Here is a 24,939-nt window from a genome sequence, read left to right on the forward strand (position 1 = left end):
AGCTGCACGACTTTTCTTGTGATTAGCGGGCGCTCGCCCGAGACGTCCAGGGTGTAGAAGCTCGTGCCGAAGAAGCTGTCCGTCTTCTTGTAGCGGTGGCTCAGCGTGTGCCAGTTGAACCGCAGCTCGGCCGTCTGGTCGTCTTGCGACAGGATTTCGAGGTTGGTCACCTGGTGCGTGGTGCGCGGCTCCGGCGTGCTCGCCCCGCTGCGCTCGGTCTTGATCCGGTAGACCCGATCTTCCAGCCCTTCGCGGTTGGGGTAGTAGATCAACGAGATCTCGCTGTGCGGATCGCGGGTGAGCTGATCATCGTCGTCCCAGGCGGGCATCCAGAACTCGGCGTCCTTACGATACAGCGCAAGCCACTCGTCCCACTCGCGGTCATCTAGTAGGCGCGCTTCGCGGTATAAAAAGGCTTGGATGTCGTGATAGCTGATGCTCATGGCGTTCTCTCCTCTCTTCTGGCATCGGACGTTTAGGCGGTCGCCGTGGCGATGAACTGGCGACGCTCTTTGTCGATGGCGCGCAGCATTTCGCTGACCCAGTGTTGGTGGTGCAGCACGTAGAGCCCTTCGTCTTCGGGGGAGGCGCCGCTGAGCAGCGGTTTCATGTCGATGGCCTGGGCGTTCTCATCAGCCCCTTCGATCCATTGTTGGGCGCCGCGGGAGAGGTCGTTCCATTCGGCCAACGCGCCGTTGTAGCCTTCTTGGCAGGCGCGGAACTCTTCGAGGTCGTCCGGCGTGCCCATGCCGGAGACGTTGAAGAAGTCTTCGTATTGGCGGATACGTACGCGACGGTTTTCGGCCGACTCGCCTTTGGGGGCGAAGCAGTAGATCGTAACTTCGGTTCTGTTGACGTCGATGGGGCGCAGCACGCGGATCTGTGTGGAGAACTGGTCCATCAGGTAGACGTTGGGGTAGAGGCAGAGGTTGCGCGTCTGGTTGACGATGGCGTCGGCACGCGCCTCGCCTAGCTGCTCTTGGATCCACTCTTTTTCTTGGTAGACCGGGCGCACCTCGGGGTTGAGTAGCCGGGTCCAGAGCATCATGTGGCCGTTTTCGTAGGAGTAGAAGCCGCCTTTACTCTTCGACCAGCCGTCGGCGTCCACCGCCTTGGTACCACCGGCGTCGTAATTGCGGCGCTCCATGGTGGAGGCGTAGTTCCAGTGCACGGAGCTGACGTGATAGCCGTCGGCGCCGTTTTCGGCCTGCAGTTTCCAGTTGCCGGTGTAGGTGTAGGAGGAGGTGCCACGCAGCACTTCCAGACCCTCGGGGGCTTGGTCGACGATGTTGTCGATGACCTTGGTGGTTTCGCCCAGGTGCTGCTCGAGGGGCAGCACGTCGTCGCTGAGGCTGCCGAACAGGAAGCCTTTGTAGTTCTCGAAGCGCGGTAGGCGCTTGAGGTTGTGGGAGCCGTCTTGCTTGAACTGGTCGGGGTAGGCGCCAGTCTTTTCGTTTTTGGCTTTGAGCAGCTGGCCGTCGTTTTTGAAGGTCCAGCCGTGGAACGGGCAAGTGAAGGTGCCTTTGTTGCCGCGCTTGCGGCGGCATAGGGTGGCACCGCGGTGGGCGCAGGCGTTGATCAGGCCGTGCAGTTCGCCCTGCTTGTCGCGGGTGATGACGATCGGCTGACGGCCAACGGTGGTGGTGAAGTAGTCGCCCGGCTCGGCCACTTGGCTCTCGTGGGCCAGAAAGACCCAGTTGCCTTCGAAGATGTGCTTCATCTCCAGTTCGAAAAAGGCGGGGTCGGTGAACATGCTGCGGTGGCAGCGGAAAATGCCGTGATCCGGGTCGTCTTGTACCGCTCCGCGCACGCGGGCTTCGAGTTGATCAAGCTGTGTGGTCATGATCGCTCTCCTCGTTAGGATGTCACGCTGTTAGGGCGTCAAGGCGGGCCAAGGGGAAGGTCCGCCTCTTGAACAGGGGGGGTTATACCTTGGCCGTTCCGGCCAGTTGACTGGCCAGATCCTGCTCGTCTTCCTTGGCGCGGGGGCGGGCGTGGCGTACCTGCAGCTCGGCGGCGTCGGTGGGCGCTAACTCGACATCGAACACCACATGGGCGAAGGGGCCGTCCAGGTCGCGTTGGGCGATCTCGGTGGGATCGTCGATGCGCTCGGCGGGCACCACCAGCTCTTCGCGCGTGGCAAAGGCGAAGTCATCGAAGGTGTAGGGGTCACCGGCGAGGTTGATCTGAGTCGTCAGGTGTTGATGGCCGGGGGCCGAGACGAAGTAGTGAATGTGCGCCGGACGCTGGCCGTGGCGGCCCAGCGATTTGAGCACGACGTCCGTGGGGGCGCCTTCGGGCACACCGTAGCCCGACGGGACGATGCTGCGGGCGGTGTAGCGGCCGTCGCGGTCGGCATAGATCGTGCGGCGCATGTTGTACTCGTCCTGGGAAGGGTCGAAGAACGAGTAGCCGCCTTTGGAGTTGCAGTGCCAGATCTCGACCTTGGCGCCGGGGATCGGCTGGCCGTTCACGTCGCGCACTTGGCCGGTCAGCCACATGGTCTCGCCGTCGGGATCGCTGCCGTCGTCCATCCGGGCGAAGCCGTCAGCTTCCGGGGCGCCGGCCACGTAGAGCGGGCCTTCAATGGTGCGCGGGGTGCCGCCGGTGCGCTTGGCTTCGGCGTCGATGGCGTCGTGGCGCATGTCGAGGAAGTGGTCGAACCCCAGCCCCGGCGAGAGCAGGCCGAACTGGGTCTGGCTACCCAGCGCGTTGAGCAGGTTCACGGCGGCCCAATACTCTTCTTCGGTGACATCGAAGTCGTCGATCAGTTTGAACAGGTCACCTACCAACCGATGCACGATCTGCTTGGCGCGGTCATTGCCGCCTGCCTGATCCAGGCCGGCCACGGCGTTGAGAAAGTCTTGAACCTCGGGCGTGTCGAAGATTTTTACGGTCATGGTTAAAGCCTATTGTTAGTTTTATCGTTATTTATCTCCCAATCACCGAATGGACGTTTGTCGATGAAGTGATTGAGTATCTACTTAGGACATGAGGACACTGTGTCTCTGTACTCTTCACGACAATATCGAACAAACACCCATTAACAGACCAATATCGTTTGAGTTCTCACCCATACTTCGAAGGTATCTCAAGCAGCGTTCGTTTTTTGTGCGGTCGCACACAGGACATCACACGAAAAGCACAACCTTTTGTTTTTATTTAATAAAAAACCAAACACAAGGATAGCAAGCTAACAAATAAACCCACCTCTCAACGCATTATCGAGTATATCCCGTCGCGCAGGTAAGGATGGGCTAGGAACGGCCAACACACTCTGTCCAAAGTCGGGGTGGGATACGACCAAAGCACAAAGGTCTCAACGGGCATCCATAGAAAAAAGCCCGCACTGCCTAAGCATGTACGGGCCAAACGCATCAAAAGAGTAACAAAGCAGAACTTGCTATCCGCTATGTTTCTGGGCCGCTCTACGCGTAAACATGACGTCAAAATCTTTGGTTTCAAAAATGGCCGATACTACCACTCCAAGGACCAGGGCCCAGAACGTTGCGCCGATTCCCAATATTTGAATACCGGAAGCGGCAATTAAAAAGGCGAACAGCGCTCCTACTTCGTGTTTCTTGCCCGCAAACGCAATGGTCATGGAGGACGTGATGACACGCATCAGCGCCAAGCCAGCGATGATGGTGATGAAGTAGCGAGGCGTGGCTTCCAGCAGGCTGACCACATAACCATAGAAAGGCGCCGCCACGATAAAAATAGCCCCGGCAATGACCGCTGCGACCCAGCGTTTGTCATGGGCACCGGCCTCCGGTGAGGCGCATACCCCGGTCATGGGTGCCGCGATGCAAGTACTGTGTAGATTGAAGAACGATGACACGATGGTTCCGATGCCACCCACGGCCGTGATCGCGTTCGCGGGCGCGTCCTTATAGCCCATTCCTTTGACCAAGCCCACGCCTGCCGGCGTCTCCATCCCAACCAGAATAATCGCGAGCGGCAACCCATAGGTGAGAAACGCCTCCAGAGTGAACGTCGGCAGAGTGAACTCCGGAAACCGGATGGTCGCTTGGATTCCCGAAAGATCCACTCCGGTGACTGTCAGGTAAGCAAGCCCTGCCGCCATGGCGATGATGAGCGGGGGAATTTTGCGAAAGACTCTCGCCGAGATAAAGAAAGCCAACATCATGATCGCGGCTGGCACCATCGCGTTTTCCAGCGGCTTGACCATGTTGAGCCCAAAGCTAAGCAGCATACCGCCGACCATGCCCATCACGATTGGCATCGGTATCAACCGCATCACGATGCCCATGACACCGGTCACGCCCGCTATCAGCGTAATGATGCCAGCGATAAGACCAGCGCCCAAGGCCGCTTCTAGCCCGATCACCGGAATGACCGCGGCAAACATCAGCGCACCTGGAATGGAGTTTGCCATCGGCAGCGGTAGACGGTAGTAAGCGGGCATGAACAGCCCAAACAAACCGTTGATCATCAAATAGCTGATGACCCAGATCATGATGAAGGAGGGGTCGAGACCTGCTGACGTGCCCGCACTGATATGGACGACGCCAACGCTGAGACCTAAGATGCCGGCGACTAACCCAGTACTGGCATTCTCAGCATTGAGGTCACGTAGAAAATCGCGAGGCGCATGCAGTAAGCTCACGCCTTTTTCTATATGTTTCACGGTGTGCTCCAGGGGTTTTTGTAGTATTTAGCGTTATTTTGACAACGGGTTTACGACGATGGCTAACGGTTCGATTAGCCTTGATCACCCCCACCGACCGGTAGAACGCTCCCTGTGATGTAGCTCGCCTCATCGGACGCCAGAAACAGAATGGGGGCGGCCATCTCATCGAGCGTACCGTAGCGCTTCATGAGGCAGCTTTGCTTGGTCTGGTCGATGTGGGCTTGGAACCAAGCGCGCTCGGTGTCATTACTGGGCTCGGGCGTTCCACGAGAGATGCGGCGCGGTGGCGCTTCGGTGCCGCCAATGCCCGCCGCCACGACACGAATGCCCGCCTCAGCGTACTCAAAAGCCAGCGACTCAGTGAGTGCGTTGACACCGCCCTTGGCCGCCGAGTAAGGGATACGATGAATCCCTCGTGCCGCCACGGAAGAGACGTTGACGATCACACCCGCGCCCTGGGACACCATCGTTGGCAGCGCCGCGCGGCAGCACCATAGCGTCGGCATCAGGGAGCGGGTGATCTCTGCGGAAATTTGCGCTTCGCTAAACTCCGTGAAGGGTTTGAAATTGATGGCGCCCCCCACGTTATTGATCAAAATATCGATACGCCCAAACGCGGTGACCGCCGACTGCATCGCCTGCTCGGCACCTGCCCAGGTCTCCAGGTCTGCTTGTACCGCCACCACCTCACGACTGCCCTGACGGATGTCTTCCACGACCTCGTGGATATAGTCAGAGCGGTCTACCAGCACCAGGCGCGCGCCTTCCATCGCCGCACGTTCGGCCACCCGCCGCCCAATCCCTTGAGCGGCCCCGGTGACGATCATTACTCGGTCCTGAAATCGAGCCCTATCCAAACGTTGATCGCTCATGCTGACGCTCCCGCCTGGTTAGGCGTAAACTTTTCATAGTGGAAGCTTTGCGGTTCGATGCCTTCCGTGTCGAAATGCTTGAGCACTGCGTCGACCATCGGAGGCGGCCCACACAAGTACACATCCACATCCCCGTCATGCATCACGGCGGCATCCATATGGTGGGTCACATACCCTTTTCGCGGGTGCTCGCTGGCCTCGTCCACCACCACGGTGGCGTAGCTAAAGCTGGGCAGCTTCTCCGCGATCGCCTCCAAGGCATCGATTTTTACCAGATGATCGTCTTTATTGACACCGTAAATCATGTGGATGGACGCGTCACAGCCCTTCTCGACCAGCTGCGCTAGCATGGACAAAAAGGGTGCCAGCCCCGTACCGCCTGCCAGCATCAGTATCGGGCGCGTGACTTCACGTAGGTAAAAGCTGCCTAACGGGCCTGTCAGTGTAAGCTTGTCACCCACGGCGGCACGGTCGGTCAGATAGCCACTCATCACCCCATTGGGGATATTGCGAATCAGGAACGTGGCCCGCTGATCGCCTGGCTGAGAGCTAAAAGAGTAAGAGCGATGCAGCTCCGTGCCAGGCACGTCGATATGGATGTACTGGCCAGGCAAAAAGGCAAGCTCCTGACCCTCCTCCAGTTCGACTACCAGCTCGATGCTGTCTTCGGAGAGCTGCTCGACGGCAGCGACCGTTCCCTCGACCTTGCCCACCTGGGTTTTACACATCGTAGACGCGACGGGCACTTGGATAACGCAGTCTGAAGAGGGCACCATCTGGCAGGTCAGCACTTGGCCTTCGGCCGCTTCCTCATCAGAGAGCGCCTCCTCCAGATACTCGTCGCCCATATCGAACTCGCCCTGCTCGCAGTGGCCTTTGCAGGTGCCGCATACGCCGTCGGAACAGTCCATCGGAAGATTCACTTTCTGGCGGTAAGCCGCGTCAAGAACGGTTTCCCCTTCTTTACAGCCGATGAAACGCGTCACGCCGTCTTCGAAGTTGAGGGCAATGGTATAGCTCATGATGAAATCTCCTCTCCCATCGAGTCACACGTGATACACGTCGATGACTTGATGGATGTAGTCGTTGTTCAACTGCACGACTTTTCTTGTGATTAGCGGGCGCTCGCCCGAGACGTCCAGGGTGTAGAAGCTCGTGCCGAAGAAGCTGTCCGTCTTCTTGTAGCGGTGGCTCAGCGTGTGCCAGTTGAACCGCAGCTCGGCCGTCTGGTCGTCTTGCGACAGGATTTCGAGGTTGGTCACCTGGTGCGTGGTGCGCGGCTCCGGCGTGCTCGCCCCGCTGCGCTCGGTCTTGATCCGGTAGACCCGATCTTCCAGCCCTTCGCGGTTGGGGTAGTAGATCAACGAGATCTCGCTGTGCGGATCGCGGGTGAGCTGATCATCGTCGTCCCAGGCGGGCATCCAGAACTCGGCGTCCTTACGATACAGCGCAAGCCACTCGTCCCACTCGCGGTCATCTAGTAGGCGCGCTTCGCGGTATAAAAAGGCTTGGATGTCGTGATAGCTGATGCTCATGGCGTTCTCTCCTCTCTTCTGGCATCGGACGTTTAGGCGGTCGCCGTGGCGATGAACTGGCGACGCTCTTTGTCGATGGCGCGCAGCATTTCGCTGACCCAGTGTTGGTGGTGCAGCACGTAGAGCCCTTCGTCTTCGGGGGAGGCGCCGCTGAGCAGCGGTTTCATGTCGATGGCCTGGGCGTTCTCATCAGCCCCTTCGATCCATTGTTGGGCGCCGCGGGAGAGGTCGTTCCATTCGGCCAACGCGCCGTTGTAGCCTTCTTGGCAGGCGCGGAACTCTTCGAGGTCGTCCGGCGTGCCCATGCCGGAGACGTTGAAGAAGTCTTCGTATTGGCGGATACGTACGCGACGGTTTTCGGCCGACTCGCCTTTGGGGGCGAAGCAGTAGATCGTAACTTCGGTTCTGTTGACGTCGATGGGGCGCAGCACGCGGATCTGTGTGGAGAACTGGTCCATCAGGTAGACGTTGGGGTAGAGGCAGAGGTTGCGCGTCTGGTTGACGATGGCGTCGGCACGCGCCTCGCCTAGCTGCTCTTGGATCCACTCTTTTTCTTGGTAGACCGGGCGCACCTCGGGGTTGAGTAGCCGGGTCCAGAGCATCATGTGGCCGTTTTCGTAGGAGTAGAAGCCGCCTTTACTCTTCGACCAGCCGTCGGCGTCCACCGCCTTGGTACCACCGGCGTCGTAATTGCGGCGCTCCATGGTGGAGGCGTAGTTCCAGTGCACGGAGCTGACGTGATAGCCGTCGGCGCCGTTTTCGGCCTGCAGTTTCCAGTTGCCGGTGTAGGTGTAGGAGGAGGTGCCACGCAGCACTTCCAGACCCTCGGGGGCTTGGTCGACGATGTTGTCGATGACCTTGGTGGTTTCGCCCAGGTGCTGCTCGAGGGGCAGCACGTCGTCGCTGAGGCTGCCGAACAGGAAGCCTTTGTAGTTCTCGAAGCGCGGTAGGCGCTTGAGGTTGTGGGAGCCGTCTTGCTTGAACTGGTCGGGGTAGGCGCCAGTCTTTTCGTTTTTGGCTTTGAGCAGCTGGCCGTCGTTTTTGAAGGTCCAGCCGTGGAACGGGCAAGTGAAGGTGCCTTTGTTGCCGCGCTTGCGGCGGCATAGGGTGGCACCGCGGTGGGCGCAGGCGTTGATCAGGCCGTGCAGTTCGCCCTGCTTGTCGCGGGTGATGACGATCGGCTGACGGCCAACGGTGGTGGTGAAGTAGTCGCCCGGCTCGGCCACTTGGCTCTCGTGGGCCAGAAAGACCCAGTTGCCTTCGAAGATGTGCTTCATCTCCAGTTCGAAAAAGGCGGGGTCGGTGAACATGCTGCGGTGGCAGCGGAAAATGCCGTGATCCGGGTCGTCTTGTACCGCTCCGCGCACGCGGGCTTCGAGTTGATCAAGCTGTGTGGTCATGATCGCTCTCCTCGTTAGGATGTCACGCTGTTAGGGCGTCAAGGCGGGCCAAGGGGAAGGTCCGCCTCTTGAACAGGGGGGGTTATACCTTGGCCGTTCCGGCCAGTTGACTGGCCAGATCCTGCTCGTCTTCCTTGGCGCGGGGGCGGGCGTGGCGTACCTGCAGCTCGGCGGCGTCGGTGGGCGCTAACTCGACATCGAACACCACATGGGCGAAGGGGCCGTCCAGGTCGCGTTGGGCGATCTCGGTGGGATCGTCGATGCGCTCGGCGGGCACCACCAGCTCTTCGCGCGTGGCAAAGGCGAAGTCATCGAAGGTGTAGGGGTCACCGGCGAGGTTGATCTGAGTCGTCAGGTGTTGATGGCCGGGGGCCGAGACGAAGTAGTGAATGTGCGCCGGACGCTGGCCGTGGCGGCCCAGCGATTTGAGCACGACGTCCGTGGGGGCGCCTTCGGGCACACCGTAGCCCGACGGGACGATGCTGCGGGCGGTGTAGCGGCCGTCGCGGTCGGCATAGATCGTGCGGCGCATGTTGTACTCGTCCTGGGAAGGGTCGAAGAACGAGTAGCCGCCTTTGGAGTTGCAGTGCCAGATCTCGACCTTGGCGCCGGGGATCGGCTGGCCGTTCACGTCGCGCACTTGGCCGGTCAGCCACATGGTCTCGCCGTCGGGATCGCTGCCGTCGTCCATCCGGGCGAAGCCGTCAGCTTCCGGGGCGCCGGCCACGTAGAGCGGGCCTTCAATGGTGCGCGGGGTGCCGCCGGTGCGCTTGGCTTCGGCGTCGATGGCGTCGTGGCGCATGTCGAGGAAGTGGTCGAACCCCAGCCCCGGCGAGAGCAGGCCGAACTGGGTCTGGCTACCCAGCGCGTTGAGCAGGTTCACGGCGGCCCAATACTCTTCTTCGGTGACATCGAAGTCGTCGATCAGTTTGAACAGGTCACCTACCAACCGATGCACGATCTGCTTGGCGCGATCATTGCCGCCTGCCTGATCCAGGCCGGCCACGGCGTTGAGAAAGTCTTGAACCTCGGGCGTGTCGAAGATTTTTACGGTCATGAGATAGCTCGCTACATTATTATAGATGTTATGGATCAGTACCTTGGCGTGCTCCGCCGAGCATTAGCTGTCGTCGTCACGCACGGACGAGGGGTGGCGGCAAAGCGGCTTGACGCTGATCTCCATGTAGGGGAACAGCGGCAGGTTACTGACCAGCTCTTGAAGCTCGGCATTGTCCTCTACGTCAAAGATACTGACGTTCGAGTAGCTACCGGCCACCCGCCACAGGTGGCGCCATTTGCCTTGACGCTGTAGGTCCTGGGAGTACGCTTTTTCGGTTGCCTTGATACTCGCGGCCTGCTCGGCGGGCATATCGGTCGGCAATTTGACGGTCATCTCGACTTGAAACAGCATATCGATGGCTCTCCTTTTCGTTTGCGGTCTTTGCGTGCGGCGCGTTGGCTAGCGCGCGTAGTGCGCCAACTTATCTTCATCCAAGGTGATCCCCAGACCTGGCCCAGGCGGTAAGGCCACCCCAAATTCGCTGTAGTCGAGAGGCGACACCACGATATCGTCTTGCAGCAAGAGCGGGCCGAACATTTCCGTTCCCCAGGTCATGGTCGGTAGCGTTGCCCACGTATGCAGCGACGCGGCGGTACCGATCGTGCCTTCCAGCAAGGTGCCGCCATACAGGCCGATGCCAGCCGCCTGGGCGACATGCGCGAGCTCCAGTGCGCCATAAATCCCGCCCGACTTGGCGAGTTTCAGTGCAAAGGCTCCGCTGAAGCCGCCGCATACCAAATCAAGGCCGTCACGCGCATCCTGGACGGCCTCATCGGCGAGCATGGGCACATTGAAGCGGTTCGCCAAACGCACCAACCCCGCATGCTCACGCGCGCCGATGGGCTGCTCGATCAACTCGATACCCGCCTCTTGTAACGACTGAATACCGCGAACGGCGGTGGATTCGTCCCACGCTTGATTGACATCGACGCGCACGCTCGCCCGGTCTCCCAAGGCCTCCTTGATGGCCGCTACGTGGCGGACGTCCTGGCCCACGGGATTGGCGCCAATTTTCAATTTGAAGTCGCAGTGCCGACGCTGCTCTAAACGCAGCATGGCTTCATCGATATCTTTCGCGGTATCGCCACTCGCGAGCGTCCATAGCACGGGGATATGATCCTGACGCACGCCTCCCAGCAGCTCGGCCACGCTCAACCCCAGGCGCTTGCCTTGGGCATCGAGCAGCGCCATTTCCAGTGCGGATTTAGCGATCATGTTGCCGCGCGCATGCCGATTGAGCAGCGCGCGGGCGTGGTGAATGTTCTGGGAAGGCTGGCCAATCAGCAGAGGTGCCAAGTACGTATCGATGTTGCGCTTGATGCTCTCGGGACTTTCCGGGCCATAGGCTAGGCCGCCGATGGTCGTGCCTTCGCCCAACCCCTCGATACCGTCTGAGTGATGCATGCGGATGATCACCATGGTCTGGCAGGCCATGGTGGTCATCGATAGTTTATGAGGACGGATGGTCGGTAAATCGACCAGAAGCGTCTCTATTCGTTGGATAACAGTTGACATGGCGGCTCCGGCATCAGGCAATCGTTTCGCTATCGAGCAGTTTGCGTGCCCGTGCAAGCCGGAACCAATATTGTTTAAGTGCGCGTCCATACCAAGGAGGTATCACAAGCGCATGACAGGCTCGGCTATTCAGCCACTTTTTCCCCATAACCCCGAGTGCGAGAGCCGCTGCACGAGACGTGCCCTCGCCAGGGGCGCTCAGCGCCGGATAAAGCGCGTATCGATACGCAACCGCGTGTTAAAGAGCCACGCAATCACTTCGCCGTGATACAGAGCGCCATAAGACAAAAGAATGATCCAAGCGTGTTGCTCGACGCGCACTCGCCTCAAGCGGAGTTTCTAGAGACGGTCTCGAGATACGGTTTCGAGATACTGCCGAGCCGCAATGACATCGTCGTGTGGATCGTGATTCCACAGCCAGTCGAAGCGATTTTCCAGATCGTGGATGAGCTTGCTCTCATCGCCCCCAATGCCTTTTCCCGAATATTCATAGACATCGCCGGCGTCGTGGGAAGTACGCTGCGCTCGACACGTGCGTGCATGGCGCACGTGCTCGAAAGCGGCCAACACATCGCTCACGGGGCGGTGATCGCAGCGGACGTCTGTCAGTAGTGTCGCCAGCACGTAGGCATCTTCGAGCGCCTGTCCAGCCCCCGCCCCTTGGTGGGGCACGAGCGCATGGGCGGCGTCGCCGACAACCATGACGCGCTCGCGCCGATAGAAGGGAAGCTCGGGTAGCTCATGCAGCGCCCAGCGCGTTGGTTCGGCGATGGATGCGAGAATGGCCTGGCAAGCCGGGCTCCAGCCTTGGAAGACGTGTAACATTTCCTGCTGGCTGACGGCCTGAACCCACTCCTCCCCGTCGGGTAGCCGCGGGTGAGGAACCGAGCGGTCCGTGATGAAGGCTACGACGTTGACGAGCTGGGACTGTTTGACCGGAAACGTCAAAATATGGCGATCTTTACCGAGATACATTTGCGGCACCCATGCCAAACGTTTCTCGCTGCCATTAGCCTCGAGCGCTGTCTCTAAGGTGTGGGTGGGGATCATGCCACGATACGCGTAAGTACCGCTCCAGAAGGGCGCAATATCGCCAAACTGGTCGGGCGGTAATACATGGGAGCGAACCGCCGATTTGATGCCGTCAAAGCCGATGATGACATCCCCCGTAAAGTGCGTGCCATCATCGAAGTGGGCAGTGGCGCTAGCGGCGTCTTGCGTCACCGCGACACAGCGTTTGCCGAAATGCGCGATGCCCTCCGGCAGATGGGCCACGATCGCATCCAGGAAGTCGGCACGGTGTACCGAGGATTGGCCAACGCCCGGCGCTAGGCTGGCCGTCAAGTAGGTATCATCACTGCCTCGGCGCCACTCGAACCACACATCTTCGAAGGGGGCTGGTGAGGCGTCGGCAATACGTTGATAGGCCGCTTCCAACCCCAACAGCTGAATGGCTCGTACCGCATTGGGGCCAAAGGAGACCCCAGCGCCGATTTCGGAGAACTGGGGAGCGGCTTCGAATAGCTGGACATCAAGGCCGCTATCTCGCGACAGCGCAACGGCAAAGGCGACGCCACCGATCCCGCCCCCCACAATGCCAATGGAGAGACGTTTTGGCTGGGTATGTTTGACGTGCATGCTTCACTCCCTTTCACAGTGTATCGTTATCATGTCGAGCCTCACGCTCTACTGATAACGCTATTAGGAGGAGGCAACGGTCACCACACAGCCCTCTTCATGTAAACTATAAACGGCGCTAATAACGATATGAAACAAAGAGTTGAGCTAGCACTCCGCGACAGAAGTAGACAATCGTCGCATGCCCGTCAGAGGCCATTGTGATGATCAAGCTTGCCGATATCGATCTCAACTTGCTGGTGGTGTTCGATCTGCTCTACCAAGAGCAAAACACACAGCGTGTCGCGCTACGCCTGGGCATTACCCAGCCTGCGGTCAGCCATGCCTTGAAGCGTTTACGTCTTCTATTGAACGACGAACTCTTCGAACGCACCTCGCAAGGGTTACAGCCCACGCCCCGCGCAAGCCAGCTTTATCCCGGGTTTGCCGACGCGTTAGGGAAAGTGAATGACACGCTGAACCTACACAACGATTTCAACCCAGCCCTTAGTAGCCGTACCTTTCACCTCAACATGACCGACATTGGGGAAATCGTTTTCCTGCCCCGTTTACTGCAGCATTTATCCCAGGTGGCTCCCAGCGTCTCGCTCCACACCGCTCGCAGCAGCCATCACGCGCTGAAGTATGAGATGGAAGAGGGGCAGATCGATCTAGCCGTTGGGCTGATACCGCAGCTGGGCGCTGGCTTTTATCAACAGCGGCTATTCGAGCAGCGCTATGTTTGCCTGATGCGTGACAACCACCCACTCGCCAAGGGCGATTTTGGTCTCGAGGAGTTTCGCTCAGCCCATCATGCCGTCATCGTCGCGAGCGGTACCGGTCATGGCGTGGTAGAGGAGCAGCTCGCCAACGCGGGCATTCAGCGCCCGGTGAGATTGACGCTGCCGCATTTCGCTGCCATTCCCTACATCGTGGGCAGCAGCGATCTCGTCGTGACGGTTACGAATAAATTGGCCGAAGCGACTTGCGAACGATTTGGCCTCACCGTTCGCGAGCACCCGCTGGCCTTTCCAGACATTCCCATCAATCTTTTCTGGCATCGCCGTTTCCATCAAGACCCCGGCAACCGCTGGCTAAGGGGGGTTATATTTAGCATGTTTTCCGAGTAAGCCACCTAGAGCGGCATCTGCCTTAAAGAGGACGGTCTTGTTAAAACCCCTCTGTCGCCATTTGGATAAAATTATCGAGCACCGGCAATACATTACCAGCTCGCCACGCTAACCACAGTGGCATATCGCAGGCGGTTAGCTCATCCAGCTCAATAAAATGAATGCCGGGCATGGGGTGACTTCGGCTAGCGGCCGGTACGATTGCCAACCCTAATCCAGCCGCCACCATGCTAAGAATCGTAATATTATCAGCGCCATACTGCACCACACGAGGCTCAAAGTTGAACCGCGAAAAGTGCGCCACCACCCGATCGTAATAGACCGGTGAAATGCTGCGGTACCCCCAGACAAATTCAGCATCGGCAAGCTCTGCTAGTTTTTTAGGTGGCACTTGCACCCATGTCGAGGTAGTGGGGACGGCAAGTATCAGGTGGTCGTGCTGGAGTAAACGTGCTTCGATATCTGACTGTGCATGATCATCAAGATAAAGAATACCGACATCAAGGGTGCCCTGTTGCAGCCTATCCAACTGTGGGCCGGAAAGTAGCGGAAAGACATCCAGCGCCACATGAGGAAAGCGACCACGATAGCCGCCCATGAGCTTAGCTACTCCGGGAACCCATAAGTGCGTGACGGTGACTCCTAGACTGAGCTTGCCCGTTTGACCGCTACCAAGTGCCAGTAGTCGCGCTTTGATATCAGAGCGCTCGTCTAGCATCCGTGTGGCTTCACTATAAAGTGCTTGCCCCGCAACCGTCGGCCGAATCCCCCGAGCATGGCGATATAGAAGCTGGGTACCTACATCCTCTTCCAACAACCTCATCTGGCGAGTCAGCGCTGGCTGCGCAACATACACTTTCCGGCTAGCAGCGGAAATTGAGCCTGTTTCTACCACGGCAATAAAGTACTCCAACTGGCGAAATTCCATTGTTGTTATCTCCCCCCAATCAGTCACTTTTCTTCTTCAACTTACTACTTAACATACCTATATGATATGGCTAGCATCTAAAATCTATATTTTTGGTATCTCTATTCTTGTTTCATAGTGACACAACAACTCATAACAAGACTCGCCATGGCGAGCAGGACTCTGCTATGAACAACAAGTACCACCTTGTAACGGGGTTGCATTTTGCGGTGTGCACCCTGGCGATGATCTGGCCCGGCGCACTGATCGCCAATCGTATCGAACCCACCGTGCTCGGACTGCCCTTTCTATTTTTCTGGTACATCCTATGGATGCTGATCCTATTTATCGGCATGTGGGTCGCCTTTGCCGTTCGCCACGGAGGTGGACGCCATGAATGATTCGATCATTGTTGTCGGCATCACTTTGACCTATCTCGCCTTGATTCTATGGGTGGGGCTTCGCGCTCGCGGTCAGGAAAACTCCAGCTTGGAAGGTTATGTCGCGGGCGGTCGCCACGTGGGCGTCGTGATCCTGTTCTTCATTCTTGGCGCTGAAATCTTCTCCGCTTTCGCCTTCCTGGGCGCTCCGGGCTGGAGCTATCAGCATGGCGCGCCAGCCTTCTATATTCTCGCCTACCTCTCCCTGGTTCCCATCACCATCTGGGCCATGGGGCCGCGTGTAGCCAAGCTAGGTCGCGAGCGAGGTTACCTCACCCAAGGCGATATGATTGCCGATTACTACCAAAGCAAATCGCTGGGCATGTTGGCGGGCGTGATTGGCGTGTTAGCACTGGTGCCCTACCTCACCATCCAGATTGCCGGTGCAGGCCTGCTGTTTCAGGCAGCAACGGATGGGGTGATCCCCTTCTGGCTGGGTGCGCTGCTGGCTTTCTTAGTGGTTGCTGCTTATGTCTTCTGTAGTGGCCTAAACGGCATCGGTTGGACCAACCTCATTCAGGGCATCATGATGATAGCCATCGCTTGGTTCCTGGGTCTTAGCATCTCCGAACGCCTCTACGGCGGCGTGGGCGACATGTTCAGCCAAATCCAACTGACGATGCCCGAGTACCTCACCATGCCAGGCGCAACGGGCATGAACTGGGGCTACTTCAGCACGGCGGTATTGGTCAGCGCGTTCGGCGGCGCCATGTGGCCGCATCTGTTTATGAAGTTCTACTCGGCTGATAGCGGCAAAACGCTGCGCAAAGTCAGCGTCTTTTACCCCCTCTACGCCTACCTACTGGTACCGCTGCTGTTTATTGGCTTTGCTGGCATCATAGTGTTTGCTGACACACCGTTAGAGCGCTCCGACACAGTGCTACTGCGCATGGTGATGGACGTGGCCAACTTCTCGCCCTGGGTTATCGGCTTAATGCTCTCTGGCGCGCTGGCCGCCGCTATGTCGACCGGCGCCAACTTAGCGCATACCGCGGCGGTGGTATTAGTCCGCGATGTGGTCGGCCCAACCATGATGAAAGACGCCAGCGAGAAGGCGGTCGTCAGCGCAACACGTTGGAGCGTACTCGGCCTGTCGCTGATTGCTTACCTGTTTGCACTGGCTAACCCCTCATCCCTGGTACTGCTGCTACTCGGCGCTTACGGGTTGATTGTCCAGCTATTCCCTATGGTGATCGGCGCGCTGTTCATGCCACAGCTGCGCCGCGCCAGCGTGATGGCGGGTGCTCTTTTCGGCAGCGTGGCCTACCTGTTGATGGAATTCGCCTGGAGCTCACCTTTTGGCTGGCACGCTGGCGTCTGGGCGATGCTGCTCAACGTCGCTGTCGTGGTGGTTTGGCAGTGGCTCACCAAGCCCACTGTTACCAACCCCACCCCTTCCCATACTTAAGAAGTGCCAGGAGAACAGCATGAGTATCCAGACAGATCACTTAGATTTAAAGAGTGCCATCGCCTCTCAACTAGAGGCAGCATTCGACGATATTCAGTCGCTCTACCACCAGTTACATCAAACGCCCGAGCTGCCCTTTCAGGAACATAAGACCAGCGCACGGCTCGCCGACGCTTTGGAAAGTTTTGGCTATGAGGTGAGCCGCAACGTTGGCGGTACGGGTGTCGTGGCATTGCTGCGCAACGGCAAGGGCCCTGCCGTCATGCTCCGCGGCGATATGGATGCCTTACCCATCAAGGAAGAAACGGGGCTAGATTTTGCCAGCTGTGAAATGGCCACCTCAGAAACGGGTAGTGAAGTGCCATTGATGCATGCCTGCGGACATGACCTACACAGCAGCTGCATCGTCGGCACCGCGGCCGTCATGGCAGGACTAAGGGAGCAATGGGTCGGCACCTTGATGCTGATTTGTCAGCCCGCCGAGGAGATATTTGGCGGGGCAAAAGCAATGCTTGATGACGGCCTCTATACGCGCTTCCCTCGCCCAGACATTATTCTTGGCCAGCACAATATGCCCGCTCTTGCAGGCACCGTTGGACACCGTCCGGGTAGCGCTATGGCCGCTTGTACCAATTTGGCCGTTACCATACACGGCAACGGGGGCCACGGCTCCATGCCCGCCCAAACGGTGGATCCCGTGGTCATTGCCGCCCATGTGGTCACCCGCCTGCAGACCGTCGTTGCTCGCGAGGTTCCGCCGGAGGAGACCGTGGTGGTCACGGTTGGCAAGCTTCACGCTGGCACCCAGGCCAACATCATTCCGCACTCGGCAGAGCTTGAGATCAATATCCGCAGCTTTGATGACGCATTACACAGCCAAGTGGTTGAGTCGATCGAGCGTATCGTTCGTGCGGAGTGCGATGCGGGAAGAGCGCCCAAGCCCCCGACCTTAAAGGTGCTCAATGAAACCATCGCCTTGAACAACGACGCGATAGCGGTTGAGCATGTACGTCGCGCCCACGCAGAGCATTTCGGTGACGCCAACCTTTATGACATGCCACGGCTTAACGGCAGCGAGGATTTTCCGTTTTTTGGGAATGCAAAAGCAGCCGGTTTTGGTGGCGAGGATATTCCATACGTGTACTGGTTTATTGGCTCCACCCCCGCAGAACGCTGGGCAAACACCCCAGGAACGAACGTCTCACAGAAAATGCGTCATCTAGAAATGCCTCATTCGCCCTACTACTTCCCAGGCAATGACGTAACACTGCGCACAGGTATCGAAGCCATGGTCGTAGGCGCAATGGCATATCTAACGTAGCAGCGTTAAAAACGAAACGGCAGTGCGAGGCCCTGCCGTTTCATTCCGTCGGTATGCCTTTGCCGCGCGTTTACGGCTGGGCCCAGGATGCGCGGCTGCTGTGCGCAGCCGTCTTATTGGTAATTTTCCATTTACCATCGATTTTGATCAGCGCAATCACATCGACCCAAGAATCTTCAAGGTTGTCGCTATTATCGAAGCCTAATAGCACGCTGGCGACCTCTCCGGCCTGGGTGATGGCAATGAAACGGCTCTTGACCTGCCGCTGGCTATTCGCCCATCGCTCAAAACGGTCGCTAATGAGATCGGTTGCCAAGGCACCCGCCGCGTCCAGCGCAAAAATCCACGCCTCTTGATGAAACGCCTCCTCCAGCTTCTGCCTACTGCCTCGAAAACCATCGACATATAGCTGCACGACTCGTTTAATCTCGTCGATGTCAGGTGCATCACCGACCATCGTGGTATCTACCATCTCGTCACTCCTGCTTATCAAGTGGTTGTTTCTTATCGTTATAACCCAAGCATCTCACGCGCTTGCTGCCAAGTAGCCACCGGGCGCTGATACTTTTCGCAAAGGGCTACGGTGCGCTCGACCAACACCGCGTTGGAGGGCGCCAAGGTGTCACTATCCAAGCGCACATTATCTTCGAGCCCCGTACGGGTATGGCCGCCAGCCGCAATCGACCACTCGTTGAGTAGGTACTGATGGGCACCAATGCCTGCACCGCACCACTGCGCATCCGGCGCCAGCCGCTTGAGCGTCTCGATGTAGAAATCGAAGGTGGGCTTGTCCGCTGGCATCGCATTCTTCACCCCCATGACAAACTGCACATAGAGCGGCGTCTTTAGCTTGCCTTGCTGGGAAAGACTCACGGCTTGATGGATATGCGACAGGTCGAACGCTTCGATTTCAGGCTTGACGCCGTACTTGAGCATCTCATCGGCCAACCACTCCACCAGTTGGGGCGGATTCTCGTAGACACGATTGGGGAAATTATTGGAGCCCACCGAGAGGCTGGCCATATCAGGCTTCAGCGGGAGCATCCCACCCCGGGCTTCTCCTGCCCCGGAACGCCCGCCGGTGGAGAGCTGAATAATCATTCCCGGGCAGTGCTTCTTAAGCCCTTCCATCAGGCGGCCAAACTTTTCTGGGTCAGATGAGGGGGTTTGGTCATCGTTGCGCACATGGCAGTGGGCAATGGTCGCCCCTGCTTCGAACGCTGCCTGGGTGCTCTCAACCTGCTCCTCGACCGTAATCGGTACGGCTGGGTTGTTCTCTTTGCGTGGCAGGCTGCCGGTAATGGCGACACAGATAATGCAGGGCTGGGACATGGGAGCCTCTTTGTTCTTATTGCGAACATTAATTTGTATAACGAACACTTTAGGCTGTCTATCCGGTATCGTCAAATCAACAGGGCGACCAACGACATTGAGCATCACGGTTTAGAAAGAGACATCGAAGACCAGCGGTACGATGGTGTAGAGCGCCACCATGATCACCAGCAGGCCGATGACATTGAGCCAGACACCTGCTCGAATCATGCTTTGGATAGGCAGATCTCCCGTGGCGAACGCCACGGCATTGGAAGGCGTTGCGACCGGCAGCATGAAGGCACAGCTCACAGCAAAGGTGACCACGATGGTCATCAGGAAGGGCTCGATACCCAGCCCCACGGCAATCGATCCCATGATCGGGAAGAAGGCCGCCGCCGTCGCCGTGTTACTGGTGAGTTCGGTCAATAGAATGATGACGAAAGCCGTGATGGCGAGAATCAGGATCGGCGGTAGCCCCGATAATCCCGATACGCTTTCGCCCACCCAGGCACTCAAGCCAGTGGCAGTGAACTGGGCTGAGAGTGTTAGGCCACCGCCAAACAAAATCAGGACTCCCCAGGGCACATCGCGGGTGGCCGACCAATCCAGCAATGCCCCCTTTCCCTTAGAGGCGGGAATCACGAACATCAGAATCGCCGCGAGGATCGCCACACTGGTGTCGTTGATATTGGAGAGCCAGGGTAAGACGTTCTGCACCGACAAGATTCGCGCTATCAAGGGTAAACATACCCAGCAGAACACGGCCCCGCCAAACACCATCAGTACGCGCGCCTCTTCAGGCGATAGGCGGCCCATCCTTTCGAGCTCCGACGCGATCATCGCTCGACCGCCCTGAATGTTTTCGACTTCCGAGCGGAACACCAGCTTGTTCAGAACGAACCAAGCCAACACTAGCATGGTGAATGAGAATGGCACTCCCACCAGCATCCAGTGGCCAAACCCGATACTCAGCCCGTGGGTATCTGCCATGTATGCGCGCATTAGCGCCATCGGCGGCTGACCAATCAGGGTGGCCATGGAGCCGATGGTGATGGCGTAGGCAATACCCAGTAAAACAGCGGCGGAGAACTTGGGCGTGTCATCACCGTTACCCAGTGATGCCACCAGCGCGATGATCGAGCCGCCGATGGGTACCATAATGACGGCGGTGGCGGTATTGCTCACCCACATGGTGATAAACCAGCTAGCGAACATCAAACCGAAAACGATTTGCGCAGGCTTGGTACCCACCGTTAGCACCGTCAGTAGCGCAAAGCGGCGATGTAAATTCCAGCGCTGCGTTGCCAAGCCCAGCAATACGCCACCCAAGACGAGAAAGACGATGCTATGGGCATAGGGCGCAGCGGTCACACCGACCGACGCAATATCGAAAAAGGGGAACAGTACGAGCGGAAGCAGCGATGTCGCCGGAATGGGAATCGCCTCTGTCATCCACCAGGTGGCCATCAGCATTGCAATGCCAGCGACGAGACGCGCATTGAAGGTCAGCGTTTCGGGCAAAAGGAAGAAAACTCCCAAACTTACTAGAACGCCCAGAACAAGAGACATCGGCTTGAAAGCCGAGGCTTCAGTAGAGGGCGCTGGCTCAACGGCCCCAGTGGAGTGCGACATGGCAATGACCTGCATCGGAATAGAAATAACGTGCAAATCAGTGTCACGACGGACGCGCAATGCCGCCAATACCTCTCAGGTTGATGTGCATACCCGGACAAACCGCACCGCCCAAGCACACACCCTCCCTACACAACAGAAACGATGAATCGAGCTTCCAGGGGCTATCCACTTCCCATCTTTTTGGGAGAAGACTGCCAACACATCGTCTCCGTGCTCATCCGTGCGACGTATGGCTTACGACTAATGGATTTTACGATTAGTCCTTATTGCCGAGCGAGGGCCATTGACGTATCAACGCGCTCCCTTTTGGTACAGGTTGAGGCATTAAAGGCCCAACTGAGTGGTAAAAAGTCCTAACGAGGCGCCAGGAATTGAGTACAAAGAGCACACAACGTGCTACGCTCTACCTATGAAAACGATCACATGGAACCCAGAGAAGAACAAACTTCTCCAAGTGGAAAGAGATATCTCGTTTGAGGATGTGGTTTTTCACATCTCGATCGGAGGTATCCTAGATACGTTTGAGCATCCGAATCAGGAGCGGTATCCGGGTCAACAAATCCATGTGATTGAGATAGAGGAGTATGCATACCTCGTACCCTTCGTGGAGTCAGAGGATGAGGTTTTTCTGAAAACGATCATCCCGAGCCGGAAGGCGACCAAAACCTATTTGGGAGGTCCGAAATGAGCAGGTTGGATAAAGAAGAGCTGGAAATCCTGGATGCTTTTGAAGCAGATGAAATGCAGCGCGCACCAGATGTAAAGGATAGGAAAGCGCGGCATCAACAGTACGCCGACGCTATGTTCAAAAAAGATGCCCGTATCAACATCAGGCTTTCTTCCAAGGATCTCAGGGGGCTCCAGAAGAAGGCGCTGGCCGAAGGTATTCCCTATCAAACACTGGTTGCCAGTATCCTTCACAAGTATGTGGAAGGTCGCTTACATGAGGATCGGTAGCTAATACACTGTTGCGGCGCCTATTACGTAGCGCCTTAGGTTTCATTACATGGGGCACATGCTACAAGGGCTGCATGGGATTATCTAAATAATCGCTCATAAGCGAAGCCAGCCAAACAAAAATGGCCTGCGAGAAATCGCAGGCCATTTTTTCAATTTGGCGCGCCCGGCAGGAATTGAACCTGCGACCTTCGGCTTCGGAGGCCGACACTCTATCCAACTGAGCTACGGGCGCTTTGGATGCGTATCGTACCCGTGTGGGCGGGCCGTGTCTAGCGGCGGGGCGGTTTTAGGCCGCCTTGTGATTGACCGTTTTCCCTGCGGTGGTGCATGCTCTGTGGGCACTTTTGCACCTCTTAACCCCCTTGGTCATATTGGGAACATAATAAATGAAAACATTTGCACGTAGTACGCTGGCACTGGGCATCTCACTGGCGCTGGTCAGCGCCGCGAACGCCAACGATTTTGCGGATATGGACCCGGTCACGCTGCGCCTGGCCCACGTGGTCAACGAGCAGGATGGCTTCCATATCGCGGCCACCAAGTTCGAAGAGCTGGTGGAAGAGCGCACCGATGGCAAGGTGAATATCGAGATCTTCCCCAACGCCTCGCTGGGCGATGAGCGCACGCTGCTGGAAGGCATGCAGATCGGCACCGTGGACATGGGCGTGATCACCAACGGCCCGGTGGCCAACTTCGTGGAAGAGATGGCGGTCTTCGAACTGCCCTTCCTGTTCCCCACTCCCGAAGCCGCCTATGGCGTGCTGGATGGCCCCATCGGTCAGGAGCTGCTGGACAAGCTGGCCGACGTGAACCTGAAAGGCCTGGCCTACGCCGAGCGTGGCTTCCGCAACCTGACCAACAGCGAGCGCGCCGTGAATTCGCCGGAAGACCTGGATGGCCTGCGCATTCGCGTGATGGAAAACCCGGTCTACACCGACACCTTCCGCGAGCTGGGGGCCAATGCGATCCCCATGGCCTGGACCGAAGCGCTTACCGCCATGCAGCAGGGCACCATCGACGGCCAGGAGAACCCGGTGAACGTGATCCACTCGTTCAACCTGGATGAAACCCAGAACTACATGACGCTCTCGCGCCACACCTACGCACCGGCGATCTTCGTGATGGGCATGCCCGCCTGGAACCAGCTCCCCGAGGCTGCCCAAGCAGTATTGGAAGAAGCCGCCCAGGAAGCTGCCGAGCACGAGCGCCAGGTGAACGCAGAGATGGAAGCGGAGCAGTTGCAGGCGCTGCGCGACGCGGGCATGGAGATCAACGACACCCCGGACATGGAAGCCTTCCAATCCGCCGTTGCGCCGGTGTACGAGAAGTACGGTGAGCAGTTCGGTGACTACCTGCCGCGTATTCAGGAGGCGCTGCAACAGTGATGTCGTTTGCACAGCCTCTGTTGACGCTGCTGCAACGCATTGAACGCGGGCTGGATGCCATCATCCAGCCCGTGGTGTTTGCGGGCATGGCGGCGTTGATCGGTGTGATCACGCTACAGATCGTTTCGCGGGTGCTGTTCAGCGCCGTGGGTTGGACCGAAGAGGTCGCGCGGTTTCTGCTGGTGTGGATCACCTTTCTCGCGGGCACGCTGGCGTTTCAGCGCGGGCGACATATCGCGGTCAGTTTCGCAGTGGATGCCTTGCCCCTCCCGATGCGCAAGCTGGCCAGGCTGGCGGCGCTGGCGATTGTGGTGGCGTTCATGATCACGCTGATCGTCATCGGCTACCGCTATATGCAGGTGCAGAGCTTCCAGAAATCCGCTTCGCTACGGCTCTCGATGACCTATGTCTACGCCGTGATGCCCGTCTGCGCGGCGATCATGGCGTGGTATGCGCTGGTCGATATGGTCGAGCTACTGGTGAACGGCGAGATGCCCCCGTCCCAGGAGGCGTCGTTATGACCCTGCTGCTGTTCGGGCTGTTCTTTCTGTTCATGCTGCTAGGCGTGCCGATTGCCTTTGCGATTGGGGCCAGTACACTCTACGCGCTGTATCAATCCGGCGTGCCGCTGATGGTGGTCACCCAGCAGATGTTCCAGGGCATCAACTCCTTTGCTCTGGTGGCCATTCCGATGTTCATTCTGGCCGGGGATTTAATGGCCCAGGGCAAGGTTAGCGAGCGCCTGGTGAGCTTTGCCGATTCGCTGGTGGGCTTCATGCGCGGCGGCTTGTCGGTGGTGTCCGTCATGGCGGGCATGTTCTTCGCGGCCATTTCTGGCTCCGGCGCGGCCACCACGGCGGCGGTGGGCTCAAGCCTGGTGCCGGAGCTCAAGCGCAAAGGCTACGACCCCGCCTCGGCGGCCAGCCTGATTGCCGCCAGCGGTACCATTGGTGTGGTGATTCCCCCGTCGGTGCCGATGATCATCTACGCGGTCATCGCCCAGCAGTCGGTTTCCGAACTGTTCTTGAACGGCTTTTTGCCGGGGCTGGCGATGGGCGTGGCCCTCATGGCCATCGCCATTACCCAGGCGTACAAACGCCAGTACCCGAAAGGGACCCCGCTGTCGCTGGCCACCATGTGGCACACGTTCAAGGCCGCGAGTTGGGGCTTGATGACCCCGGTGATCATTCTAGGGGGCATCTTTTCGGGGATTTTCACGCCGTCGGAAGCGGCCGTGGTGGCGGTGAACTACGCCCTGCTGGTGTCGCTCTTCGTGTATCGCGACTTGACCCTGCCCCAGGTTTACAAGCTGTTGATTCGCTCGGCGATGACCACGGCGGTGATCATGCTGGTGATCGCCATGTCGGCGGTGCTGAGCTGGACGCTCTCTAGCTGGCAGGTGCCCGGCGCGATTGCCCAAGCGGTGCTGTCGCTCTCCACCAACCCTTACGTGATCATGCTACTGATCGTGGGAATCATTCTGCTCACTGGGGTATTCATCGAAACGGCCAGCGCTTTGATCATCCTCACACCGGTACTGCTGCCGCTGGTGCTGCAGCTGGGCATCGACCCGATCCATTTCGGGCTGATCATCGTGGTGGGGCTATCGATTGGCATGATTACCCCGCCCGTGGCGATCAACCTGTACGTGGCGTCGTCCGTGACCCAACTGCCGCTGGAGCGGATCACCCGCGCCATCATCCCCTATCTGCTAGGGCTGATTGGCGTGCTGCTGCTGGTGGTTTACGTGCCTATCCTGCTGGGCTGGTCGGGAAGCTGACGCCAA

At 58.2% G+C, this 24,939-nt stretch carries 24 protein-coding genes and 1 tRNA gene; 8 read left to right on the forward strand and 17 right to left on the reverse strand.

All coding sequences use genetic code 11. The annotated features are described in order from the left end of the window. From benB (FHJ80_RS04960) to salA, 12 genes are all read right to left on the reverse strand, one after another. On the reverse strand, positions 1–443 hold a 443-nt coding region (gene benB, locus FHJ80_RS04960; RefSeq protein ID WP_139526234.1), incomplete at its 3' end, for a benzoate 1,2-dioxygenase small subunit. A 32-nt stretch (positions 444–475) separates the two neighbouring features. Further along, positions 476–1,843, reverse strand: coding sequence for a Rieske 2Fe-2S domain-containing protein (locus FHJ80_RS04965; RefSeq protein ID WP_139525922.1), 1,368 nt, complete (start codon positions 1,841–1,843; stop codon positions 476–478). 82 nt (positions 1,844–1,925) lie between these two features. After that, positions 1,926–2,900, reverse strand: a complete 975-nt coding sequence (gene catA / locus FHJ80_RS04970) for a catechol 1,2-dioxygenase (protein ID WP_139525923.1) — start codon at positions 2,898–2,900, stop codon at positions 1,926–1,928. A 503-nt stretch (positions 2,901–3,403) separates the two neighbouring features. After that, entirely contained in the window at positions 3,404–4,651 is a 1,248-nt protein-coding gene (locus tag FHJ80_RS04975) for a benzoate/H(+) symporter BenE family transporter (RefSeq protein WP_139525924.1), read from the reverse strand. A 74-nt stretch (positions 4,652–4,725) separates the two neighbouring features. Continuing rightward, entirely contained in the window at positions 4,726–5,526 is an 801-nt protein-coding gene (gene benD, locus FHJ80_RS04980; RefSeq protein WP_231125687.1) for a benzoate diol dehydrogenase BenD, read from the reverse strand. Next, entirely contained in the window at positions 5,523–6,548 is a 1,026-nt protein-coding gene (gene benC, locus FHJ80_RS04985; protein WP_139525925.1) for a benzoate 1,2-dioxygenase electron transfer component BenC, read from the reverse strand. The genes benD and benC overlap by 4 nt, the downstream gene beginning before the upstream one ends. A gap of 24 nt (positions 6,549–6,572) precedes the next feature. Continuing rightward, positions 6,573–7,061: a benzoate 1,2-dioxygenase small subunit gene (gene benB / locus FHJ80_RS04990; protein ID WP_096921910.1), complete on the reverse strand. Its 489-nt coding sequence runs from the start codon at positions 7,059–7,061 to the stop codon at positions 6,573–6,575. A gap of 32 nt (positions 7,062–7,093) precedes the next feature. Further along, positions 7,094–8,461, reverse strand: coding sequence for a Rieske 2Fe-2S domain-containing protein (locus tag FHJ80_RS04995; RefSeq protein WP_139525922.1), 1,368 nt, complete (start codon positions 8,459–8,461; stop codon positions 7,094–7,096). A gap of 82 nt (positions 8,462–8,543) precedes the next feature. Then, complete coding sequence (gene catA / locus FHJ80_RS05000; protein ID WP_139525923.1) at positions 8,544–9,518, reverse strand: catechol 1,2-dioxygenase; 975 nt, start codon at positions 9,516–9,518, stop codon at positions 8,544–8,546. Positions 9,519–9,581: 63 nt separating this feature from the next. Continuing rightward, entirely contained in the window at positions 9,582–9,872 is a 291-nt protein-coding gene (gene catC / locus FHJ80_RS05005) for a muconolactone Delta-isomerase (protein WP_044630238.1), read from the reverse strand. Positions 9,873–9,920: 48 nt separating this feature from the next. Then, a complete protein-coding gene (locus FHJ80_RS05010) occupies positions 9,921–11,036 on the reverse strand; it encodes a muconate/chloromuconate family cycloisomerase (protein WP_139525926.1) in 1,116 nt (371 codons plus the stop codon). Between the two features lie 339 nt (positions 11,037–11,375). After that, positions 11,376–12,674: a salicylate 1-monooxygenase gene (gene salA, locus FHJ80_RS05015; RefSeq protein WP_139525927.1), complete on the reverse strand. Its 1,299-nt coding sequence runs from the start codon at positions 12,672–12,674 to the stop codon at positions 11,376–11,378. A 203-nt stretch (positions 12,675–12,877) separates the two neighbouring features. Between salA and FHJ80_RS05020 the strand changes: the two genes are divergently transcribed. Then, complete coding sequence (locus tag FHJ80_RS05020) at positions 12,878–13,783, forward strand: LysR family transcriptional regulator (RefSeq protein ID WP_139525928.1); 906 nt, start codon at positions 12,878–12,880, stop codon at positions 13,781–13,783. A gap of 40 nt (positions 13,784–13,823) precedes the next feature. On the opposite strand, the gene FHJ80_RS05025 is transcribed toward FHJ80_RS05020, so the two are convergent. Continuing rightward, entirely contained in the window at positions 13,824–14,711 is an 888-nt protein-coding gene (locus FHJ80_RS05025) for a LysR family transcriptional regulator (protein ID WP_139525929.1), read from the reverse strand. Positions 14,712–14,878: 167 nt separating this feature from the next. Here FHJ80_RS05025 and FHJ80_RS05030 point away from each other — a divergent pair, with 167 nt between their 5' ends. From FHJ80_RS05030 to FHJ80_RS05040, 3 genes are read left to right on the forward strand one after another with little or no spacing between them, the layout of a single operon-like run. Further along, complete coding sequence (locus FHJ80_RS05030; RefSeq protein WP_139525930.1) at positions 14,879–15,091, forward strand: DUF3311 domain-containing protein; 213 nt, start codon at positions 14,879–14,881, stop codon at positions 15,089–15,091. Further along, complete coding sequence (locus FHJ80_RS05035) at positions 15,084–16,538, forward strand: sodium:solute symporter (protein ID WP_139525931.1); 1,455 nt, start codon at positions 15,084–15,086, stop codon at positions 16,536–16,538. Before FHJ80_RS05030 ends, FHJ80_RS05035 begins: the two co-directional genes overlap by 8 nt. A gap of 19 nt (positions 16,539–16,557) precedes the next feature. Beyond that, positions 16,558–17,859: an amidohydrolase gene (locus FHJ80_RS05040; protein ID WP_139525932.1), complete on the forward strand. Its 1,302-nt coding sequence runs from the start codon at positions 16,558–16,560 to the stop codon at positions 17,857–17,859. A 70-nt stretch (positions 17,860–17,929) separates the two neighbouring features. Here the strand turns inward: FHJ80_RS05040 and FHJ80_RS05045 are convergent, their stop codons facing one another. The 3 genes from FHJ80_RS05045 to FHJ80_RS05055 form a co-directional block, all read right to left on the reverse strand. Next, complete coding sequence (locus tag FHJ80_RS05045) at positions 17,930–18,331, reverse strand: nuclear transport factor 2 family protein (RefSeq protein ID WP_139525933.1); 402 nt, start codon at positions 18,329–18,331, stop codon at positions 17,930–17,932. A 38-nt stretch (positions 18,332–18,369) separates the two neighbouring features. Further along, a complete protein-coding gene (locus FHJ80_RS05050; RefSeq protein WP_139525934.1) occupies positions 18,370–19,191 on the reverse strand; it encodes a 3-keto-5-aminohexanoate cleavage protein in 822 nt (273 codons plus the stop codon). Between the two features lie 111 nt (positions 19,192–19,302). Next, entirely contained in the window at positions 19,303–20,820 is a 1,518-nt protein-coding gene (locus FHJ80_RS05055; protein ID WP_331272617.1) for a DASS family sodium-coupled anion symporter, read from the reverse strand. Positions 20,821–21,492: 672 nt separating this feature from the next. Between FHJ80_RS05055 and FHJ80_RS05065 the strand changes: the two genes are divergently transcribed. After that, positions 21,493–21,765 carry an antitoxin gene (locus tag FHJ80_RS05065; protein WP_044630232.1) on the forward strand — a complete coding sequence of 91 codons (273 nt, stop codon included), beginning with the start codon at positions 21,493–21,495 and terminating at the stop codon, positions 21,763–21,765. Between the two features lie 158 nt (positions 21,766–21,923). On the opposite strand, the gene FHJ80_RS05070 is transcribed toward FHJ80_RS05065, so the two are convergent. Next, positions 21,924–22,000 (reverse strand) — tRNA-Arg (locus FHJ80_RS05070). Between the two features lie 154 nt (positions 22,001–22,154). Here FHJ80_RS05070 and FHJ80_RS05075 point away from each other — a divergent pair. Genes FHJ80_RS05075 through FHJ80_RS05085 form a run of 3 tightly spaced genes read left to right on the forward strand, consistent with a single transcriptional unit; the run spans position 22,155 to position 24,933 of the window. Continuing rightward, complete coding sequence (locus FHJ80_RS05075) at positions 22,155–23,153, forward strand: TRAP transporter substrate-binding protein (protein ID WP_139525937.1); 999 nt, start codon at positions 22,155–22,157, stop codon at positions 23,151–23,153. Next, positions 23,153–23,674, forward strand: a complete 522-nt coding sequence (locus FHJ80_RS05080) for a TRAP transporter small permease (RefSeq protein WP_139525938.1) — start codon at positions 23,153–23,155, stop codon at positions 23,672–23,674. The genes FHJ80_RS05075 and FHJ80_RS05080 overlap by 1 nt, the downstream gene beginning before the upstream one ends. Continuing rightward, positions 23,671–24,933, forward strand: coding sequence for a TRAP transporter large permease (locus FHJ80_RS05085; protein WP_139525939.1), 1,263 nt, complete (start codon positions 23,671–23,673; stop codon positions 24,931–24,933). The genes FHJ80_RS05080 and FHJ80_RS05085 overlap by 4 nt, the downstream gene beginning before the upstream one ends. Positions 24,934–24,939: the final 6 nt, after the last annotated feature.

This window comes from Halomonas sp. BL6 (genome assembly GCF_006228115.1).
Lineage (GTDB): Bacteria > Pseudomonadota > Gammaproteobacteria > Pseudomonadales > Halomonadaceae > Vreelandella > Vreelandella piezotolerans.

Bases quoted from the DNA above. Each gene is read 5' to 3' on its own strand.
- FHJ80_RS04965 (WP_139525922.1), bottom strand. From the start codon at position 1,843: ATGACCACACAGCTTGATCAACTCGAAGCCCGCGTGCGCGGAGCGGTA.
- catA (WP_139525923.1), bottom strand. From the start codon at position 2,900: ATGACCGTAAAAATCTTCGACACGCCCGAGGTTCAAGACTTTCTCAAC.
- benD (WP_231125687.1), bottom strand. From the start codon at position 5,526: ATGAGCGATCAACGTTTGGATAGGGCTCGATTTCAGGACCGAGTAATG.
- benC (WP_139525925.1), bottom strand. From the start codon at position 6,548: ATGAGCTATACCATTGCCCTCAACTTCGAAGACGGCGTGACGCGTTTC.
- benB (WP_096921910.1), bottom strand. From the start codon at position 7,061: ATGAGCATCAGCTATCACGACATCCAAGCCTTTTTATACCGCGAAGCG.
- FHJ80_RS04995 (WP_139525922.1), bottom strand. From the start codon at position 8,461: ATGACCACACAGCTTGATCAACTCGAAGCCCGCGTGCGCGGAGCGGTA.
- catA (WP_139525923.1), bottom strand. From the start codon at position 9,518: ATGACCGTAAAAATCTTCGACACGCCCGAGGTTCAAGACTTTCTCAAC.
- catC (WP_044630238.1), bottom strand. From the start codon at position 9,872: ATGCTGTTTCAAGTCGAGATGACCGTCAAATTGCCGACCGATATGCCC.
- FHJ80_RS05010 (WP_139525926.1), bottom strand. From the start codon at position 11,036: ATGTCAACTGTTATCCAACGAATAGAGACGCTTCTGGTCGATTTACCG.
- salA (WP_139525927.1), bottom strand. From the start codon at position 12,674: ATGCACGTCAAACATACCCAGCCAAAACGTCTCTCCATTGGCATTGTG.
- FHJ80_RS05020 (WP_139525928.1), top strand. From the start codon at position 12,878: ATGATCAAGCTTGCCGATATCGATCTCAACTTGCTGGTGGTGTTCGAT.
- FHJ80_RS05025 (WP_139525929.1), bottom strand. From the start codon at position 14,711: ATGGAATTTCGCCAGTTGGAGTACTTTATTGCCGTGGTAGAAACAGGC.
- FHJ80_RS05030 (WP_139525930.1), top strand. From the start codon at position 14,879: ATGAACAACAAGTACCACCTTGTAACGGGGTTGCATTTTGCGGTGTGC.
- FHJ80_RS05035 (WP_139525931.1), top strand. From the start codon at position 15,084: ATGAATGATTCGATCATTGTTGTCGGCATCACTTTGACCTATCTCGCC.
- FHJ80_RS05040 (WP_139525932.1), top strand. From the start codon at position 16,558: ATGAGTATCCAGACAGATCACTTAGATTTAAAGAGTGCCATCGCCTCT.
- FHJ80_RS05045 (WP_139525933.1), bottom strand. From the start codon at position 18,331: ATGGTAGATACCACGATGGTCGGTGATGCACCTGACATCGACGAGATT.
- FHJ80_RS05050 (WP_139525934.1), bottom strand. From the start codon at position 19,191: ATGTCCCAGCCCTGCATTATCTGTGTCGCCATTACCGGCAGCCTGCCA.
- FHJ80_RS05055 (WP_331272617.1), bottom strand. From the start codon at position 20,820: ATGCAGGTCATTGCCATGTCGCACTCCACTGGGGCCGTTGAGCCAGCG.
- FHJ80_RS05065 (WP_044630232.1), top strand. From the start codon at position 21,493: ATGAGCAGGTTGGATAAAGAAGAGCTGGAAATCCTGGATGCTTTTGAA.
- FHJ80_RS05075 (WP_139525937.1), top strand. From the start codon at position 22,155: ATGAAAACATTTGCACGTAGTACGCTGGCACTGGGCATCTCACTGGCG.
- FHJ80_RS05080 (WP_139525938.1), top strand. From the start codon at position 23,153: ATGTCGTTTGCACAGCCTCTGTTGACGCTGCTGCAACGCATTGAACGC.
- FHJ80_RS05085 (WP_139525939.1), top strand. From the start codon at position 23,671: ATGACCCTGCTGCTGTTCGGGCTGTTCTTTCTGTTCATGCTGCTAGGC.